The following is a 15,375-nucleotide window of genomic DNA, read 5'->3' on the forward strand; positions in this document are numbered from 1 at the left end:
CTACGGGTTGCGCAGTGCGACGGCCGCAACCACCAGCGTGATGCCCAGGATCTCCGCCAGGGAGAGGAACTGCCCCAGAGTCAGGGCGCCGATGACCGCGGCGACGATCGGCAGGATCGCCTGCAGGACGGCGAAGTACGCCGAGCCGGCCATGCGCAGCACCACCTGATCGAGCGAGTACGGGATGGCCGCGGACAGCAGCCCGAGCCCCAGGACCAGGCCCAGCAGCGGCGCCGGGGCCATCCCCGTCGACGCCGGCCACAGCAGCAGCGCCACCGGCGAGGCGAGCACCGCCGCCCAGGTGAAGCCCACCGTCATCGACGTCCAGCTCGCCTCCCCCGCGATGCGCGAACCCACGACGATGTAGGCGGCCCACAACGCGCCGGCGGCCAGCGCCAGCAGCAGGCCGAGGGCGGAATCCGACCACACGGCCCCGCTGATGATCACTACGCCGAGGACCGCGAGGATCAGCGACACCACGTCGCGCACGCTGCGCGAACCCACGGCGGCGACGGCGACGGGTCCGAGGAACTCGATGGCCACGGCCGTGCCCATGGGCAGCCGCGCGATGGCCTCGTAGAACGTCATGTTCATGGCCAGGGTGATGATGCCGTAGGTCGCCGCGCGCACACCCGCCTCGCCCACGAACAGCGACACCTTCGGCCGATGCAGCGCCAGCAGGATGACCGCGGCACCCGCGATGCGGAACCACGCCACGACTACGGGGGAAAAGACGTCGAAAAGCCCGACCGCGATGGCGGCGCCCAAGTACAGCGACACCCCGGAGCCCACCATCACCGCGGGCGCAGCCAACCTTGTCATAGTGATTAGGGTAGTGGCTATGGCCTACGACATCATCATCTTCGACCCAGAGCAGGTCCCCACCGACGACACCGGCTTCCGCGCCTGGCGCGACGAGCTCTTCACCCGCGAGCCCGGCGAGCCCTCGCCCAAGATTTCCTCGCTTCACGACGCCGCGCTCGAGGTCTTCCCCGAGGACGGCTCAGACGAGCGCGGGGTCCAGCCCACGAAGTACTTCGCCGACCACGACCACCTGGAAATCACCTTCGACGACGCCGACGCCCAGGTCGGCAGCCAGTGGGTGCAGGACTACGCCGCGCAGAACGGCCTCGGTGTCTTCGACGTGGACACCACCGGGAAAAGGACGCTTCCCGACCCCGAGTCCCAGCCCCCCATGCCGCTCTAGCGCCCGGCGATTCTCCGCAGCTCCGCGACGTAGGCGTCGAACGCCTCGGCGCCCTCGTCGGTGAGCCAGACGAACTCCTTGTCCTTGTCAGGGGTGATGCCGCGCTCGCGGCGGCGCCTGACATAGGAGTCAGCGATCAGCCCGGCGAGGTGCTCGGTGAGCTCCTCACGGGCGTACCCGGTGATGTTCGCCAGGGTGCGCTCGGTCATCGGGCGATCCGCCCGCGCCTTGGCGGCGTAGAGCGTGGTCCAGACCTTGAGCGTGGCGACTTCCGTGGTCATAGCTGTGCCTTTCCGTCGCGGAAGACGAGGTAGGCGTGGATCGTCGCGCCGATTCCGGCCACGACGGCCACCCAGGTGGGCAAGTCCGCGAAAAAGAAGATGCCGATCCAGGCCCATGCACCCAGGAGGAGCGGGCTCCAGGACCCTTCGCTCCCGGTGCGCTGCAGGCGGGTGTCGCTGACGTAGGAGCGAAGAACCATCATCGCGGCGATGAAGATCAGAACACCGCTGTATCTCACCAGGTAGTTCTCGAAGCTGGTGAGTGCCACGGCCACCCCGTATGTCAGGGACAACAGGATCACCGCCCACTGCTGCGGTCGGAACTGCATCTCGCGGGTGACCTCGTCGACCACCCCGAGTTCTTCCCTGGCCTGCTCCACCGTTTTCATGCTTGGCACCTTATCCGACGGGTACCACCTTGTCAGGGTCGCCCAGATACGGCCCGGCGACGAGCAAAACCGCGAAGGCCACCACCGCGAGGAGCGACACCCACAGCAGCAGCCGGTGCGGCAGTAACCGCGCGATTCCTACGCCGATCACCGCGCCGAGGACGTTGAGCATCACGTCGGTCACGTCCGTGCGCCCGAGGGCGAAGGCGTACTGGGTGACCTCGATGGCCACGCTGAACACGGCCGCCGCCCCGATCGCCTGACTGGAGCGCAGCAGCGTCGCCAGCAGCCATCCCAGCGGAACAAAGAAGGCCACGTTGCCCACGGCGTCGAAAAGCGGGCCGAACCACGTCTCCGACCGGGCCCACGCCTCAAACGGAACGAGGCGCAGCTCGCGGACGTGCTGGTTGGCCGGGTCCCACAGGTAGCCGATCCGGAAGAAGGACTTACCCGTGGTCAGGGCGAGGATGACCAGCGCATACGCGCCGGTCAACGCCCATCTAGCCGTTCTTGGCCACACGGACCTTGACTCCCTTGACCACGTCGTGGCCGTCATCGACCTCGTCGGTGGTGACAGTGAAGTCCGTCGCCAGGGTCTCGGCGGCGATGTGGTCGGAGTGACGCTGTGCCCACTCCTTCTTCTCCGCCGGCACGCTCAGCAGCGCGCTGATGCGGTCCGAGACCTCGAAGCCGGAGTTCTTGCGGGCGTCCTGGATGCCACGGATGACGTCGGCGGCCCAGCCCTCGGCCTCGAGCTCCTCCGTGACGTCCCTGTCAAGGACGACGAGGCCGTCAAGGCCGTCGATACGCGCCGTCGAATCCGGGTCCGCGGCCACGAGGCGCTCGGTGAACTCCTCGGGTTGGAGCTCGATGCCGTCGGCGACGACCGTCTCGCCGTGGCGCTCATAGTTGCCTGACTTGACGGCCTTGATCACGCGCTGGACGTCGCGGCCCAGGCGCGGGCCGGCGGCCTTGCCGTTGACGACGACCTCGAAGGTGCCCGCCGAGTCGACGTCGTCGGTGAGCTCGACCTCCTTGACATTGACCTCGTCGCGGATGATGTCGGAGAACTCCGCCAAGCGCCCGGAGTCAGGCATGGCGACCGTGAGCTTCGGCAGCGGCAGGCGGTTGCGCAGCTTGTTCGACTTGCGCACGGAGCTGGCCGCGGAGCAGACGCCGCGGATGGCGTCCATCGTCTCCACGAGCGCCGCGTCCGCCGGGATGGAGGCCGGGTCCGGGAAGTCGGTGAGGTGCACAGAGCGCCCCCCTGTCAGGCCTCGCCAGATGACCTCGGTGACCATGGGCAGCAGCGGCGCGACGGTGCGGGTGAGCACCTCGAGCACGGTGTAGAGCGTATTGAACGCCTCCGGGTTCTCGTCCTCGCCGCCCCAGAACCGATCACGCGAGCGACGCACGTACCAGTTGGTGAGCACGTCCGCGAACAGGCGCAGTTCCTCCGTGGCTGCGGCGATGTCGGTGTTGTCCAGATGCTTCTCGACGCCCGCCACCAGGTCGTGCAGCTTGGCCAGGATGTAGCGGTCCAGCACGTTCGTCGAGGACGTGTCGAACTCCGCCTCCCGGGAGCTGTAGAGCTGCAGGAAGGTGTACGCGTTCCAGATCGGCAGGATCGCCTGGCGCACGCCGTCGCGGATGCCCTGCTCCGTGACGATGAGGTTGCCACCGCGCAGGATCGGCGAGGACATGAGGAACCAGCGCATCGCGTCGGAGCCGTCGCGGTCGAAGACCTCGTTGACGTTGGGGTAGTTGCCCTTCGACTTGGACATCTTCTGCCCGTCGTCACCCAGCACGATGCCGTGCGCCACCACCTTGGAGAACGCCGGGCGGTCGAACAGGCCCACGCTGAGCACGTGCAGCAGGTAGAACCAGCCACGGGTCTGCCCGATGTACTCGACGATGAAGTCCGCCGGGTGATGGTCCTCGAACCACTCCTTGTTCTCGAAGGGGTAGTGGAACTGCGCGAACGGCATGGAGCCCGAGTCGAACCACACGTCAAGGACGTCGGTGACACGCCGCATGGTCGATTTGCCCGTGGGATCATCCGGGTTCGGACGAGTCAGATCGTCGATGTACGGGCGGTGCAGGGAATCCGGACGGGTGCCGAAGTCACGCTCCAGCTCGTCTAGGGATCCGTAGACGTCGACACGCGGGTAGTTCTCGTCGTCCGAGACCCACACCGGGATCGGCGAACCCCAGTAACGCGTGCGCGAAATGTTCCAGTCACGCGCCCCCTCCAGCCAGCGGCCGAACTGCCCGTCCCGTACATGCTCCGGCAGCCACTCGATGCCCTCGTGGTTGAGCTCCACCATGCGCTCACGGATGGCCACCACGTCGACGAACCAGCTGGGCAGCGCCATGTAGATGAGCGGCTCACCCGAACGCCACGAGTGCGGGTAGGAGTGCTCGATGGTCTGGTGCCGCAGTACCCGGCCCGCCGCCTTGAGATCCCTGATGATGTCCTTGTTCGCGTCGAACACCAGCTGACCCTCGTACGGCTTGACAAGGGACGTGAACTTGCCGTCCATGTCCACCGGGATCACCAGCGAAATGTCGTACTTGTTCGTCGTGTTCATGTCGTCCTCACCGAACGCCGGCGCCTGGTGCACCACACCCGTGCCGTCCTCGGTGGTGACGTAGTCCGCCAGCAGGATCTGGAACGCGTTCTCGTGGTCGGCGAAGAAGTCGAACACCGGCTCATAGGTCAGGCCCTCGAGCTGCGCGCCCTTCAGCGCGACGACGACCTCGCGGTCCTCCCCCAGCTCCTGCGCGTAGGCGCCGACCAGCGGCTCCGCCAGGAGATACTGCTTCCCGTCCGTCGCCTTCACCACGACGTAGTCGACCTCCGGGTGCACCGCCAGCGCCAGGTTCGACGGCAGCGTCCACGGGGTGGTGGTCCACGCGAGGGCCGCGGTGTCGCGAAGAACCGGGTTGTCGGCGAGGGTCTGCTCGGCGGTCGAACCCGGCCGCGCCCCAGTCAGGGGTAGGGTCACGGTGAGTGTCGGGTCCTGACGCATCTTGTAGGAGTCGTCGAGACGCGTCTCCTGATTCGACAGCGGCGTGTGCTCCGCCCAGGAGTACGGCAGGACACGGAACCCCTGGTAGATCAGGCCCTTGTCGTAGAGCTGCTTGAACGCCCAGATGACCGACTCCATGTAGGAGAGGTCCATCGTCTTGTAGCCGCCGTCGAAATCGACCCAGCGCGCCTGGCGGGTGACGTAGTCCTTCCACTCCTCCGTGTACCGCAGCACCGAGCTCGCGCAGTACTCGTTGAACTTCGCCAGACCCATCTCCTCGATCTGACCCTTGTCCGTGATGCCCAGCTGCTTCTCCGCCTCCAGCTCCGCCGGCAGGCCGTGGGTGTCCCAGCCGAACACACGCGGAACGTGGAAGCCGCGCATCGTCTTGTAGCGGGGGATGATGTCCTTGACATAGCCAGTCAGGAGGTGCCCGTAGTGAGGCAGACCGTTGGCGAACGGAGGGCCATCGTAGAAGACGAACTCCTCGGCCTCACTACGGTTGTCGAGCGACGCCTTGAACGTGTCGTTCTCGGCCCAGTACTTGAGGACGTTCTCCTCCATGTCAGGGAATCTGCTCGATCCGCCCGACATGTCGACCTTCGGATATACCCCGCCGACCTTGTCTTCCGTGCTCATCTGTTCCATCCTTCGCCTACACCGGTTAGCTGCCGTGTACGGGGACGCAGTCATTCCTGCGCGGTACCACCCCGCTTGGGCCCCTAGTGGAGGGCCCCGCTTCGTTGTGTGGAGAAGGAGGTGTCGGTCCCACCCGTCCGGTTCTACTGGGCCGCCAGGGCTGTTCTTCCGGATTGCTCCCCGGTGATGGCCGGATCGTCGCGTCGCCTAGCACTATACACCGCCCGGCGCATGCCCGGTGCCTCGCAGTATGTGGAGAACCCCGCGTATCGACGGCTGTCCACAGCCCCACGCTTCCCGACGCTTCCCGCCCACCCCTTCGCCCTACAGTCCAGCTCATGGGAATCGACGAGATGCTGGCCGCCGTGGCCGTGCGGGGTGTGGAGCTGGTGCGCCACTGCCGCCACGTCGCCGACACCAGCGCGCGGGCACGCGTCGAGATCGCCGAACGTTTCTCCCTCCCCGGCGCCACCGCCGGCCGCTGGCTCAACCTCGCCGCCGAACTCCTCGGCCCGCTCGACGACGAATCCGAAAGCTCCCTCCGCGCGCGCACCGTCTCCCGCGCCGAGGACCTGGGGTTGAGCATCGACGTACTGCTGGCCATCAACACGGCTCTGCGGTACCGCCACGTCGACGCGCCATTGTCGAAGGAGGCACTGCGGGCGGAGCTTGTCGAGAAGTCGGCCGGCCTTAGCGTCGACCATGTCAAGGCCATGGCCAGCGCGCGGGTCCGGGAAGTCAATGACGGGCTCGCGCCCAAGACCGACCGGGTGCGCCGCTACTTCCGCGCCTCCCGGACCACCGACGCCCTGGGCATGCGCCACGCCCACCTCTACCTCCCCGAGGACGACCTGGCTGCGCTGGAGCGGGATCTGCATGAACGCGCCGTCGAGATGCGGAAATCAGACGAGTCCCTCACCCATCAGCAGGCCATGGCCGACGCACTCATCCACCGCGCCGGGGCGTCCGGCTCCTCCCCGTGGCTGCAACCGGCGGTGCTCATCACCATGGACGACCTGGAGAACCGCGGAGACGGCATGTTCGCCACCACCGACGGCACCCTCATCACCGCCGCCGAATACGCCGCGCAGAAACTCGCCCCATATGGACTCTGCCTCCTCTACGACGCCGATGCCCAACCCGTCGACCTCTTCCGCACCTCACGATTCGCCAACGACAAACAACGCGCCATGATCAACATTGACCAACTCCTGTGCGCCGACCCCCACTGCACCCACACCGCCGCGACCTCCCAGGTCCACCACTCCACCCCCTGGGCACGCGGCGGCAACACCAACCTGTCCAACCTCCTCGGCGCCTGCGCCACCCACAACGCCCAGAACGATGACCATCCCGGCACCGCACGGAACGGAAAACTCCAACACTGCCCCGACACCGGCCGCGCCGGCTGGAAACCACCCGACGGCGGGCCGATGCAGTTCAACCCCCACCCCATCACCAAGCGGTCGGGCCGGAACTGGGCCCTGTCAGTCACCCGGAGATAGTCCCAAGACACAAAAATGCTCCCCACCACGACGGGCGGGGAGCACTCAGTGCTGCGGTCTACTTGTTGTCAGACGCAACGTCACCGTTCGGAGCAGACGAGCCGCGGGACTCGAGCTCCTCCAGCTGGGACTGCAGCAGGGTCTTCAGACGCGTGCGGTACTCACGCTCGAAGGTACGCAGCTCAGCAATGCGGTCCTCGAGAGCGGTCTGCTGCTTGCGCACCGTGTTCATGACCTCGGTGTGCTTGCGCTCAGCGTCAGCCTGCAGCGCCGCAGCCTTCTCCTCGGCCTGCTTGATCTGCGCCTCCGCGCGGGAGTTGGCGTCAGACGTGGTCTGGGCAGCCTTCGACTCTGCGTCAGAGACGAGCTTGTTGGCGCGGGACTGCGCCTCGAACGTGGTCTTCTCCGCGTCCTTGGCAGCCTGGTCGAGCTGCGCCCTCGACTTGGAGTCAGCATCCGCGATCTGCTTCTCAGCGGACGAGCGGGCCTCGTCGAGCATGGAGCGGGACTCCGCCTGTGCCTCGGAGGTGAGACGGTCGGCCATCTCCTGGGCGAGGCCGAGCACGCGGGCTGCCTGCATGTGGGTCTCGGGGGTGGCGAGCCCGGAAGTGGCTGCTGCCGGTGCGACGTTGGCGGCTGCCGCGGGGGCGGTGGCCTTGGTGGTCTGCCCGGCGGTGTTGGACTGCTCGCGGGCTGCCTTCAGGTCCGAGTCGAACTTGGCCTTCGCGCTGGAGGCGTCAGTGCGGGCGCGGTTGGCCTCTTCGCGGGCGGCGCGGGCGTCGGCCTCGGCCTTGTCGGTGGCCTTGCGGGCGTCGGAAAGCTTTGCCTCGTACTCGCGGCGGAGCTTGTCCTCGATCTCCTTGCGGAGGGACGCCTCGTCCACACGGGACTCGTGGGAGACTGCTGCCCCGGTGCCGACTCCAAGGCCGGCGCCGGCGGTGGCTGCACCGGAGGTGGAACGAAGCTGGTCGTTCTCGTCCTGGAGCTGGGTGAGCGTGTCTTCAACGAGATCGAGGAACTGGTCGACCTCGTCCTCGTTGTAGCCCCGCTTGCCGATCGGCGGCTTGCTAAAAGCAACGTTGTGCACGTCAGCTGGTGTCAACGGCATGGTTTCCCCTTCGAGTCAGTTGAGCCCCTGCGGAGCTTCCTGTGCCGGAGCGCGAGAAGCGCGCGGCACAGAGTGTGTTCGCGAGTTATACGGTTATGTTTACCAGTCTAGTTGTCACAGGTGACACTGACCTCCTTGACACCCTAGCAAGCAACTACGCCAGCGAACATTCTTGACGATGGGTGCGTCCGCAAAAAGTTGTCCAGTTATCGCATAAACACCATCTGGACGAGCACCTGCAGGACCGCGAGGATGATGAACAGGACGATGACGCTGACGTCGATGCCCACTCCTCCGGTCTGGAGGGGAGGGATCATCCGGCGGAGCGCCTTGACTGGGGGGTCAGTGGCCACGAAGATCGGCTCCATCACCACGGCGTACCAGCGAGGCGGCCGGAATTGTTTGGAGAAGCTCTGGATCATTTCGGTGATCAGACGGGCGATGAGCATCAGACTGTAGATGCGCAGGATTAGCAGGAGGATCGTGCCGATGAGGCTCATGGGTGCCTACCTTATCGAGAACTCCGGGTAAATGACGAACGCCCCGTCTGACTGTTCCTGTCAGGCGGGGCGTCGGAGCGTGCGGTTGACGCTAGCGGATCAGTCCGGCGGCCAGCTGGAGCTCTTCCACGGTGAAGTCGGCGTTTTCGGGCACGACGGCGAACACGCGACGGTCGGTGTCGAGGCCGCGTACGAGGTTGTGCATCTTGCCGCGGGAGGCGAAGCAGAGCCCCGCGGCGAAGTCGATGATTCGCTTGGCGACGGCCGAGTCGGTGTCGGTCAGTTCGAAGGTGACGGCGTCTCCGTCGCGGAAGGGCTCGCCGATGCGGGTGGCTTCCGAGTAGGAGCGGGGCTCGACGGCCACGATCTCAGCTTCGTATTCGCGCGTGGTCAGCGTGGCGGTGGAGGCCCGGTAGCTGCCCCGGGGCTCGTAGGTGTCGCGCTCGCGCACGTCGGCGGAGTAGCGGGGCGCGTAGGCGGCCGAGCCGTTGTCGGCGTAGTAGGCGTCGTCGAGCTCTTCTGCGGGCGGCGTTAGCCCGAAGAACTCCTTGGCTTCCTTGATCAGTGACATGTGTGCTCCGTTGTGTCGTGGCCGGGGTATTGCGGATCACGCTACTGGTCGGGGTCCGAGAATATCCGTTCCGACACGCACGATATCGCTGCCTGAAGATATTGCGGCCTCCATGTCGCCGGACATTCCGGCGGAGAGCCGCAACCCCTCCCCTAAACCGTCAACCAGCGCTTTAGCGTTGCGGAAGACCTCGCCCGGGTCCGCGCCGATGGGCGGCACCACCATGAGCCCCGCCAGGGTCAGGCCGTCGGTGGCGCGCACTGCGTCGGCCAGTTCCGGCAGGTCTGATTCGACCGCGCCGCCCCGGCTGAGATCCCCGTCGACGGACCACTGGATGAAACATTCAAGGGCCTTCGTCCGTGACCCACTGTCAAGCGCGTTCCTGACTCCTCTGTCAAGCGCCTCCACCAGCTTGACCGTCCCCACGGAGTGGCAGGCGCTGGCCCAGCGGGCGACGGAGTTGGCTTTCTTCGTCTGAATCTGGCCGATCATGTGGAAGTTCAGGCCGGGCAGTTCCCCTGACTTGGCGCGCGCCTCCTGCTCCCGGTTCTCTCCCACGTCGGTGATGCCGAGTTCGGCGAGCAGGGCGATGTCGGCGGCGGGGTGGAATTTGGTGACGGGCAGCAGCTGCACGCTGCCTGCTTCGCGCCCCGCGGCGGCTTCGACGGCGGCGATGCGCTCCCTGACTTGGGAGAGGTTGGTCCGGAGGTCGTCGATACGCGTCATGGGAGCCACACCAGCCCTGCCTGTCGGCCGGTGACGCCGTCGCGTCGGTAGGAGAAGAAGGTGTCATCGGCGATGGTGCAGCGGGGGTCGACGTGGATGTTGCTGACCCCGAGGTCCCGCAGCTGGCGCACCAGCCCGGCACGGACGTCGATGCCGGCGGTGCCGTCGAGGGTGCGGGTGCGCGACCCGGGAAGATGCTTCTCGACGTCCGCGGCCATCTCGTCCGGAACCTCGTAACGCTGTCCGGAGGCGGCGGGCCCGAGGAGGACCTGGATGGTGCCGGGGCGGGCCCCCTTGTCAAGCATCTTCTCCACCGTCAGGCGCACGATGCCGTTGCGCGCGCCGATCCTGCCGGCGTGGGCAGCAGCAACGACGCCGTGGGTGTGGTCGGAGAGCAGGACCGGGACGCAGTCGGCCACGAGGACGGCCAGGGCGAGGCCGCGGGTGGTGGTGACCAGGGCGTCGGTGGCCGGGACGGGCTCGGAGCTCGGCTCATCCACGACGGTGACGGTGTTGGTGTGCAGCTGCTCCATCCAGACGATCCGGGCCGGATCCAGCCCCACCGAGCTGGCGAGGCGTCGACGGTTCTCCCTGACTAGGGAGGAGTCGTCCCCCACGTGTCCGCCGAGGTTGAAGGAGTCGTACGGGGACGACGACGCCCCGCCGACACGGTTGGTGAAGACCATGCGGGCGGGGCGGTCGAGGGTTGACGCTAAGTCAGGCATGACCCCAAGTTAGCGCATGAAGTCGGGCACATCGAGGTCGTCGTCGTTGTGACGGCTGCTGCGGTATTCCTCGCGGGGGGCGCTGGGGCGCTCGGTGAAGAGGCCGCCGGTGCGGGCGCGGGGTTCGCCGGTGTGGGTGCCCTCGTAGCGGTGGCGGGGTTCGCGCTCCTCGCGGGGGGCGGGCTCGGGGGCGCGGTCGCGGTCGTCGAAGAGGGAGCCGCGGCTGGTGGGCTCGGCCGGGGTGGCCTCGCGCTGGGGGGCGGGGGCGGCGGTCTCGGTGGAGTTCGCGGCGGCGTTGAAGCCGGTGGCGATGATGGTGACGCGGACTTCGTCGCCGAGGTTGTCGTCGATGATGGTGCCGAAGATGAGGTTGACGTCCTCGTCGGCCTTCTCCTGGACGACGGTGGCGGCGGTGTGCACCTCCTGCAGGCCGAGGTCGGAGCCGCCGGCGACGGAGAGGAGGATGCCGGTGGCGCCTTCCATGGTGGCCTCGAGGAGCGGGGAGTTGATGGCCTGCTGGGTGGCGGCCATGACGCGGTCGTCGCCACGCGAGGAGCCGACGCCCATGAGGGCGGAGCCGGCGTCGGCCATGACGGAGCGGACGTCGGCGAAGTCGACGTTGATCATGCCGGGGATGGTGATGAGGTTGGTGATGCCCTGGACACCGTTGTGGAGGATCTGGTCCGCGGCGCGGAAGGCCTCCATCATGGTGAGGTCCTGGTCGCCGAGCTGCAGGAGCCGGTCGTTGGGGATGACGATGACGGTGTCGCAGACCTCGCGGAGCTGCTCGATGCCCTCGTAGGCCTGACGGGAGCGGCGCTTGCCCTCGAAGGAGAAGGGGCGGGTGACCACGCCGATGGTGAGCGCGCCCATCTTCTTGGCGATGCCCGCGACGACGGGGGCGGCGCCGGTGCCGGTGCCGCCGCCCTCGCCGGCGGTGACGAAGACCATGTCGGAGCCCTTGAGGGTCTCCTCGATCTCTGACTTGTGGTCCTCGGCGGAGGTGCGGCCGACCTCGGGGTTGGCGCCGGCGCCGAGGCCGCGGGTGGCCTCGCGTCCGATGTCGAGTTTGGTGTCGGCGTCGGAGAAGAGCAGTGCCTGCGAGTCGGTGTTGATGGCGACGAATTCGACGCCCTTCAGGCCTTCCTCGATCATGCGGTTGACGGCGTTGACGCCACCGCCGCCGACACCGACGACCTTGATGACGGCGAGGTAGTTGTTCGGGGAGGTCATGGGGTGATCGCTCGCCTTTCGACTTGTTGGTTTCTCATTGTGGGGCTCAGGGTGTGGCTCGCGCTCCATCATGGCGAAAGTACCGCGGAATTCACCGCTCATTTTTCGGTGTGTCGGCACCCTCAACCCCTACTTTAGGGTTGATGACGTGCGGTTTTAGCGCACCGTCACCATGGCGGGGTTGGAGATGTTCCAGCTGGAACCCTCGCGTTTGAGCACCGTCTCCAGGGCGACGGCCTTGTTCTCGTTGTCCACCGGCGCACCCCAGAAGACGGTGCGGCCGTCGTCCAGGTGCAGGGTGTAGGCGGAGGGGCCCTCGACCCGCAGATGGTCGACCAGACGCGCGCTCTCGTCGCTCAGCGCAGCGGCCACGGCGACCGCCCCGGCGAGCTCCTCGGTCTGGTCCTGCCGGACCCCCTCGAGGCGCACGGCGGACTCGGGCGGTTCGCCGTCGGAGAATGGCTCGCCGCGTTCGTCGATGAGCACCGGCTGGCCGGAGTCGTCGATCCACGCCGCCACGCGGCGCTCGACCACCTCGATGCGCACGGTGTCGGGGAAGGCACGCGCGACCGTGGCCTCCCGCACCCGCGGCAGGCTGACGACCCCGCGGGCGGCGTCGGTGGTGTCGATGCGCAGCAGGTTCTCCCCCTCGGTGAGGCCGGAGGCGTCGAGGACGCTCTGCTGGTCGATCTGGCGGGTGCCGTCGACGGCGATCGTCGAGACGCGGAAAATCGGGACGAACCAGGCCAGGGCGAGCGCGCCGGCCAGCACCGCCAGCACGGCGACCACGCCGAGGGCCCACGGCCAGCGACGGCGCCGGCGCACCGGGGTGGAGCCGGACTCCGCGGCCGGTGCGGGTTCCTGCCACCGGGTGGAGGAGCTGTTGGAGCGGGGGCCGGCCTCGCGTTTCGGTTCCGGAACCTCCTCGGGGAGCACTCGTCCGGTCATGAGTCGCCCAGGTTGCCGAGGATCTCGTCGGCGAGCATGGTCACCGTGCCCGCGCCCAGCGTGATGACGAGGTCACCGGCGGTGACCAGGCCGCGCACGGTGTCCGGGGCGCCGGAGAAGTCGGGTTCGTAACGCACCTCGCCGGGAATGCGGTCGGTGATGATGCGGGAGCTCACGCCCTCGACCGGGCGCTCGCGGGCGCCGTAGATGTCCAGCACCACGACCGCGTCGGCCAGGGAGAGCGCCTCGGCGAACTCCGCGGCGAACTCGATGGTGCGGGAGTACAGGTGTGGCTGGAACACCGCCACGATCCGGGCGTCGTCACCCTCCGCGTCGACCTTTTCGCGGGCGGCGCGGAGCACGGCTGTGACCTCGGTCGGGTGGTGGGCGTAGTCGTCGTAGACCCGGGTGCCCGCGTAGGGGCCGGAGTCGACCGTCCCCTTGAACTCGAAGCGGCGGCGCACGCCGGAGAAGTCGCTGAGGCCCGCGGCGAGCTGATCCAGGTCTCCCCCGGCGAGATGTCCTGACAGGAGGGCCGCGGCGGAGTTGAGCACCATGTGTGTGCCCGGGATCTGCAGGACGTAGGTCACCTCGTGTCCGCCCACCCGCACGGTCACCTCGGTGCCGGCGCCGACGACCTCGTGGTGGGTGACCTCGGCGCCGACCGGGACGGACGGGTGCGCGGCGGCCGCGGCGGTGGTGCCGTAACCGAGCACCGGCACCCCGGCGGTAACGGAACGCTCCCCGAGGGCGGCCGCGACGTCGTCGTCCAGGCAGACCACGAGGTGGCCGCCGGGCTGGACGCGGGCGGCGAAGTCGTCGAACACCTGGAAGTAGGCCTCGCGGGTGCCGAAGTAGTCGAGGTGGTCGGGTTCGATGTTGGTGACCACGGCGACGTCGGGTTTGTACCGCAGCAGCGACGCGTCCGACTCGTCGGCCTCGGCGACAAACGCGGAGCCCGTGCCGTGGTGCGCGTTGGTGCCCGCCTTGTTGAGCATCCCGCCGATGGCGAAGGAGGGATCCATGCCAGCGCCCTGCATCGCGGCGACGGTCATCGAGGTGGTCGAGGTCTTGCCGTGGGTTCCCGCCAGCAGGATCTGGGAGTAACCTTCCATGAGCTCGCCCAGCAGGTCGGAGCGGCGGATGACGGGGATGCCGTGCTCGGCGGCCGCGGCCAGTTCCGGGTTGTCGGTGGGGATGGCGGCGAAGGACGTGACGACGACCGTCGGCAACGCACCCGCCACCTCAAGGTTCTCCGCCGCGTGTCCGATGGCGACGAACGCGCCGTGCGATTCGAGCACCCGCACTGGGCGGGAGTCCTTGATGTCCGAGCCGGACACCACGGCCCCGCGGCTGAGCAGGATGTGGGCGACGCCGGACATGCCGGCGCCGCCGATGCCCACGAGGTGCACCCGGGATAGGTCGATGGAGTGTGAGGTCATTGGTCTGCTCCCTGGTCTGCGGCGATCCGGTCGGCGAGTTGCTCGGCGACGTCGCCGACGCCGGTGGTGTCCAGGGCTCTGCGCATGGTGTCCAGCTCGGGCAGCGCCCGGACTTCCTTGACCAGGCGGGCACCGTCGAGGTCCCGGTCGTTGATGCGCACCGCTCCCCCGGCGGCGACGGTCTGCTCGCTGTTGCGGCCCTGCTCGCCGTTGCCGTGGGGAAGTGGTACGTAGATGGCGGGCAGTCGCGAGGCGGTGACCTCGGCGACGGTCATGGCGCCGGAGCGGCACACGGTGAGTTCGGCCACGGCCAGTGCCGCGGTCATGTCGTTGATGTAGGGCACGCCGGTGTAGTGCGTCATCTCCGGGAGCGGCTCGTTCTTCGGGCCGTAGGCGTGGAGGATCTGCCACCCGTCGTCGATAAGCTCAACACGGGCGTCCGCGACGGCGGCGTTGATCGAGGCCGCCCCCTGGGATCCACCGGTGACCAGCAGCACCGGTCGCTCGGGGTCGAGCCCCCACTGCTCGCGGGCGGTGCGGAGCTCGGCCTCGCCCGCCTGTCCCAGACCGGGGCGCACGGGTATGCCGACGACCTCGCCGTCGATCCCCGCCCCCTCGACCGCGGTGAACACCGTGGCACCCAGCCGGGCGCCGAGTTTGTTGGCCATCCCGGCCAGGGCGTTGGTCTCCAGGGCGTAGAGCTTGGTGCCGCAGGAGCGGCCGGCGAGGTAGGCGGTGGCGGAGACGTAGCCACCGGTGCCGAAGACCACGTCGATGTCGTTGTCTCGGATCACCTTGCGGGCCTGTGCCACGGAGCGCGACAGCTTGAAGGGCACCGCGAGCAGCTTCCACGGCTTGGACCGCGGGATGGGCACGGGCTCGATGAGGTGGAGTTCGACACCTCGGTCGGGGATGATGCGGGTCTCCAGGCCCTTAGTGGTGCCCAGCGCGGAGACGACCGCGCCATGACGGGCGTTCAGCGCCTCGCCGACGGCGAGGGCGGGTTCGATGTGGCCGGCGGTTCCTCCGCCGGCCAGCAGCATACGAAGTGGGGTAGGCATGGGGGTTC

General features: G+C 67.9%; 16 protein-coding genes. 2 read left to right on the top strand and 14 right to left on the bottom strand.

From position 1 onward, the window contains the following. Entirely contained in the window at window positions 1-822 is an 822-nt protein-coding gene (locus CDOO_RS09155; RefSeq protein ID WP_038573396.1) for an EamA family transporter, read from the bottom strand. 19 nt (window positions 823-841) lie between these two features. Here CDOO_RS09155 and CDOO_RS09160 point away from each other — a divergent pair, with 19 nt between their 5' ends. Continuing rightward, complete coding sequence (locus CDOO_RS09160; RefSeq protein WP_020384523.1) at window positions 842-1,207, top strand: hypothetical protein; 366 nt, start codon at window positions 842-844, stop codon at window positions 1,205-1,207. On the opposite strand, the gene CDOO_RS09165 is transcribed toward CDOO_RS09160, so the two are convergent. From CDOO_RS09165 to ileS, 4 genes are read right to left on the bottom strand one after another with little or no spacing between them, the layout of a single operon-like run. Continuing rightward, complete coding sequence (locus CDOO_RS09165) at window positions 1,204-1,488, bottom strand: hypothetical protein (protein ID WP_018020883.1); 285 nt, start codon at window positions 1,486-1,488, stop codon at window positions 1,204-1,206. The genes CDOO_RS09160 and CDOO_RS09165 overlap by 4 nt on opposite strands. Further along, the gene (locus tag CDOO_RS09170; protein ID WP_018020882.1) at window positions 1,485-1,877 is read right to left on the bottom strand and encodes a hypothetical protein; all 393 of its coding nucleotides are present in this window, start codon (window positions 1,875-1,877) and stop codon (window positions 1,485-1,487) included. Before CDOO_RS09170 ends, CDOO_RS09165 begins: the two co-directional genes overlap by 4 nt. 10 nt (window positions 1,878-1,887) lie before the next feature. Beyond that, complete coding sequence (locus CDOO_RS09175; RefSeq protein ID WP_018020881.1) at window positions 1,888-2,370, bottom strand: VanZ family protein; 483 nt, start codon at window positions 2,368-2,370, stop codon at window positions 1,888-1,890. A gap of 7 nt (window positions 2,371-2,377) precedes the next feature. Continuing rightward, a complete protein-coding gene (gene ileS, locus CDOO_RS09180; RefSeq protein ID WP_018020880.1) occupies window positions 2,378-5,548 on the bottom strand; it encodes an isoleucine--tRNA ligase in 3,171 nt (1,056 codons plus the stop codon). A 338-nt stretch (window positions 5,549-5,886) separates the two neighbouring features. Between ileS and CDOO_RS09185 the strand changes: the two genes are divergently transcribed. Continuing rightward, window positions 5,887-7,053, top strand: coding sequence for an HNH endonuclease signature motif containing protein (locus CDOO_RS09185; RefSeq protein WP_018020879.1), 1,167 nt, complete (start codon window positions 5,887-5,889; stop codon window positions 7,051-7,053). Between the two features lie 58 nt (window positions 7,054-7,111). On the opposite strand, the gene CDOO_RS09190 is transcribed toward CDOO_RS09185, so the two are convergent. From CDOO_RS09190 to CDOO_RS09230, 9 genes are all read right to left on the bottom strand, one after another. Next, window positions 7,112-8,161 carry a DivIVA domain-containing protein gene (locus tag CDOO_RS09190; RefSeq protein ID WP_026159206.1) on the bottom strand — a complete coding sequence of 350 codons (1,050 nt, stop codon included), beginning with the start codon at window positions 8,159-8,161 and terminating at the stop codon, window positions 7,112-7,114. Window positions 8,162-8,367: 206 nt separating this feature from the next. Beyond that, the gene (locus tag CDOO_RS09195; RefSeq protein WP_018020877.1) at window positions 8,368-8,661 is read right to left on the bottom strand and encodes a YggT family protein; all 294 of its coding nucleotides are present in this window, start codon (window positions 8,659-8,661) and stop codon (window positions 8,368-8,370) included. Window positions 8,662-8,752: 91 nt separating this feature from the next. Further along, window positions 8,753-9,232 (bottom strand): cell division protein SepF, encoded by a 480-nt coding sequence (locus tag CDOO_RS09200; protein ID WP_018020876.1) that lies wholly within the window; start codon window positions 9,230-9,232, stop codon window positions 8,753-8,755. A 36-nt stretch (window positions 9,233-9,268) separates the two neighbouring features. Continuing rightward, a complete protein-coding gene (locus CDOO_RS09205; protein WP_020384521.1) occupies window positions 9,269-9,958 on the bottom strand; it encodes a YggS family pyridoxal phosphate-dependent enzyme in 690 nt (229 codons plus the stop codon). Beyond that, complete coding sequence (gene pgeF, locus CDOO_RS09210) at window positions 9,955-10,683, bottom strand: peptidoglycan editing factor PgeF (protein WP_051063942.1); 729 nt, start codon at window positions 10,681-10,683, stop codon at window positions 9,955-9,957. The genes CDOO_RS09205 and pgeF overlap by 4 nt, the downstream gene beginning before the upstream one ends. A 9-nt stretch (window positions 10,684-10,692) precedes the next feature. Further along, the gene (gene ftsZ / locus CDOO_RS09215; RefSeq protein ID WP_018020873.1) at window positions 10,693-11,916 is read right to left on the bottom strand and encodes a cell division protein FtsZ; all 1,224 of its coding nucleotides are present in this window, start codon (window positions 11,914-11,916) and stop codon (window positions 10,693-10,695) included. A gap of 156 nt (window positions 11,917-12,072) precedes the next feature. After that, on the bottom strand, window positions 12,073-12,864 hold the full coding sequence (locus tag CDOO_RS09220; protein ID WP_018020872.1) for a cell division protein FtsQ/DivIB: 792 nt from the start codon (window positions 12,862-12,864) through the stop codon (window positions 12,073-12,075). Next, window positions 12,861-14,306, bottom strand: coding sequence for a UDP-N-acetylmuramate--L-alanine ligase (gene murC, locus CDOO_RS09225; RefSeq protein ID WP_018020871.1), 1,446 nt, complete (start codon window positions 14,304-14,306; stop codon window positions 12,861-12,863). Before murC ends, CDOO_RS09220 begins: the two co-directional genes overlap by 4 nt. Beyond that, a complete protein-coding gene (locus tag CDOO_RS09230) occupies window positions 14,303-15,367 on the bottom strand; it encodes a UDP-N-acetylglucosamine--N-acetylmuramyl-(pentapeptide) pyrophosphoryl-undecaprenol N-acetylglucosamine transferase (RefSeq protein ID WP_026159204.1) in 1,065 nt (354 codons plus the stop codon). The genes murC and CDOO_RS09230 overlap by 4 nt, the downstream gene beginning before the upstream one ends. Window positions 15,368-15,375: the final 8 nt, after the last annotated feature.

The sequence above is a fragment of the Corynebacterium doosanense CAU 212 = DSM 45436 genome, assembly GCF_000767055.1.
Taxonomy (GTDB): domain Bacteria; phylum Actinomycetota; class Actinomycetes; order Mycobacteriales; family Mycobacteriaceae; genus Corynebacterium; species Corynebacterium doosanense.

Coding starts and splice junctions, on each gene's coding strand:
- CDOO_RS09155 (WP_038573396.1), bottom strand. CDS start 822: ATGACAAGGTTGGCTGCGCCCGCGGTGATGGTGGGCTCCGGGGTGTCG.
- CDOO_RS09160 (WP_020384523.1), top strand. CDS start 842: ATGGCCTACGACATCATCATCTTCGACCCAGAGCAGGTCCCCACCGAC.
- CDOO_RS09165 (WP_018020883.1), bottom strand. CDS start 1,488: ATGACCACGGAAGTCGCCACGCTCAAGGTCTGGACCACGCTCTACGCC.
- CDOO_RS09170 (WP_018020882.1), bottom strand. CDS start 1,877: ATGAAAACGGTGGAGCAGGCCAGGGAAGAACTCGGGGTGGTCGACGAG.
- ileS (WP_018020880.1), bottom strand. CDS start 5,548: ATGAGCACGGAAGACAAGGTCGGCGGGGTATATCCGAAGGTCGACATG.
- CDOO_RS09185 (WP_018020879.1), top strand. CDS start 5,887: ATGGGAATCGACGAGATGCTGGCCGCCGTGGCCGTGCGGGGTGTGGAG.
- CDOO_RS09190 (WP_026159206.1), bottom strand. CDS start 8,161: ATGCCGTTGACACCAGCTGACGTGCACAACGTTGCTTTTAGCAAGCCG.
- CDOO_RS09195 (WP_018020877.1), bottom strand. CDS start 8,661: ATGAGCCTCATCGGCACGATCCTCCTGCTAATCCTGCGCATCTACAGT.
- CDOO_RS09200 (WP_018020876.1), bottom strand. CDS start 9,232: ATGTCACTGATCAAGGAAGCCAAGGAGTTCTTCGGGCTAACGCCGCCC.
- CDOO_RS09205 (WP_020384521.1), bottom strand. CDS start 9,958: ATGACGCGTATCGACGACCTCCGGACCAACCTCTCCCAAGTCAGGGAG.
- pgeF (WP_051063942.1), bottom strand. CDS start 10,683: ATGCCTGACTTAGCGTCAACCCTCGACCGCCCCGCCCGCATGGTCTTC.
- ftsZ (WP_018020873.1), bottom strand. CDS start 11,916: ATGACCTCCCCGAACAACTACCTCGCCGTCATCAAGGTCGTCGGTGTC.
- CDOO_RS09220 (WP_018020872.1), bottom strand. CDS start 12,864: ATGACCGGACGAGTGCTCCCCGAGGAGGTTCCGGAACCGAAACGCGAG.
- murC (WP_018020871.1), bottom strand. CDS start 14,306: ATGACCTCACACTCCATCGACCTATCCCGGGTGCACCTCGTGGGCATC.
- CDOO_RS09230 (WP_026159204.1), bottom strand. CDS start 15,367: ATGCCTACCCCACTTCGTATGCTGCTGGCCGGCGGAGGAACCGCCGGC.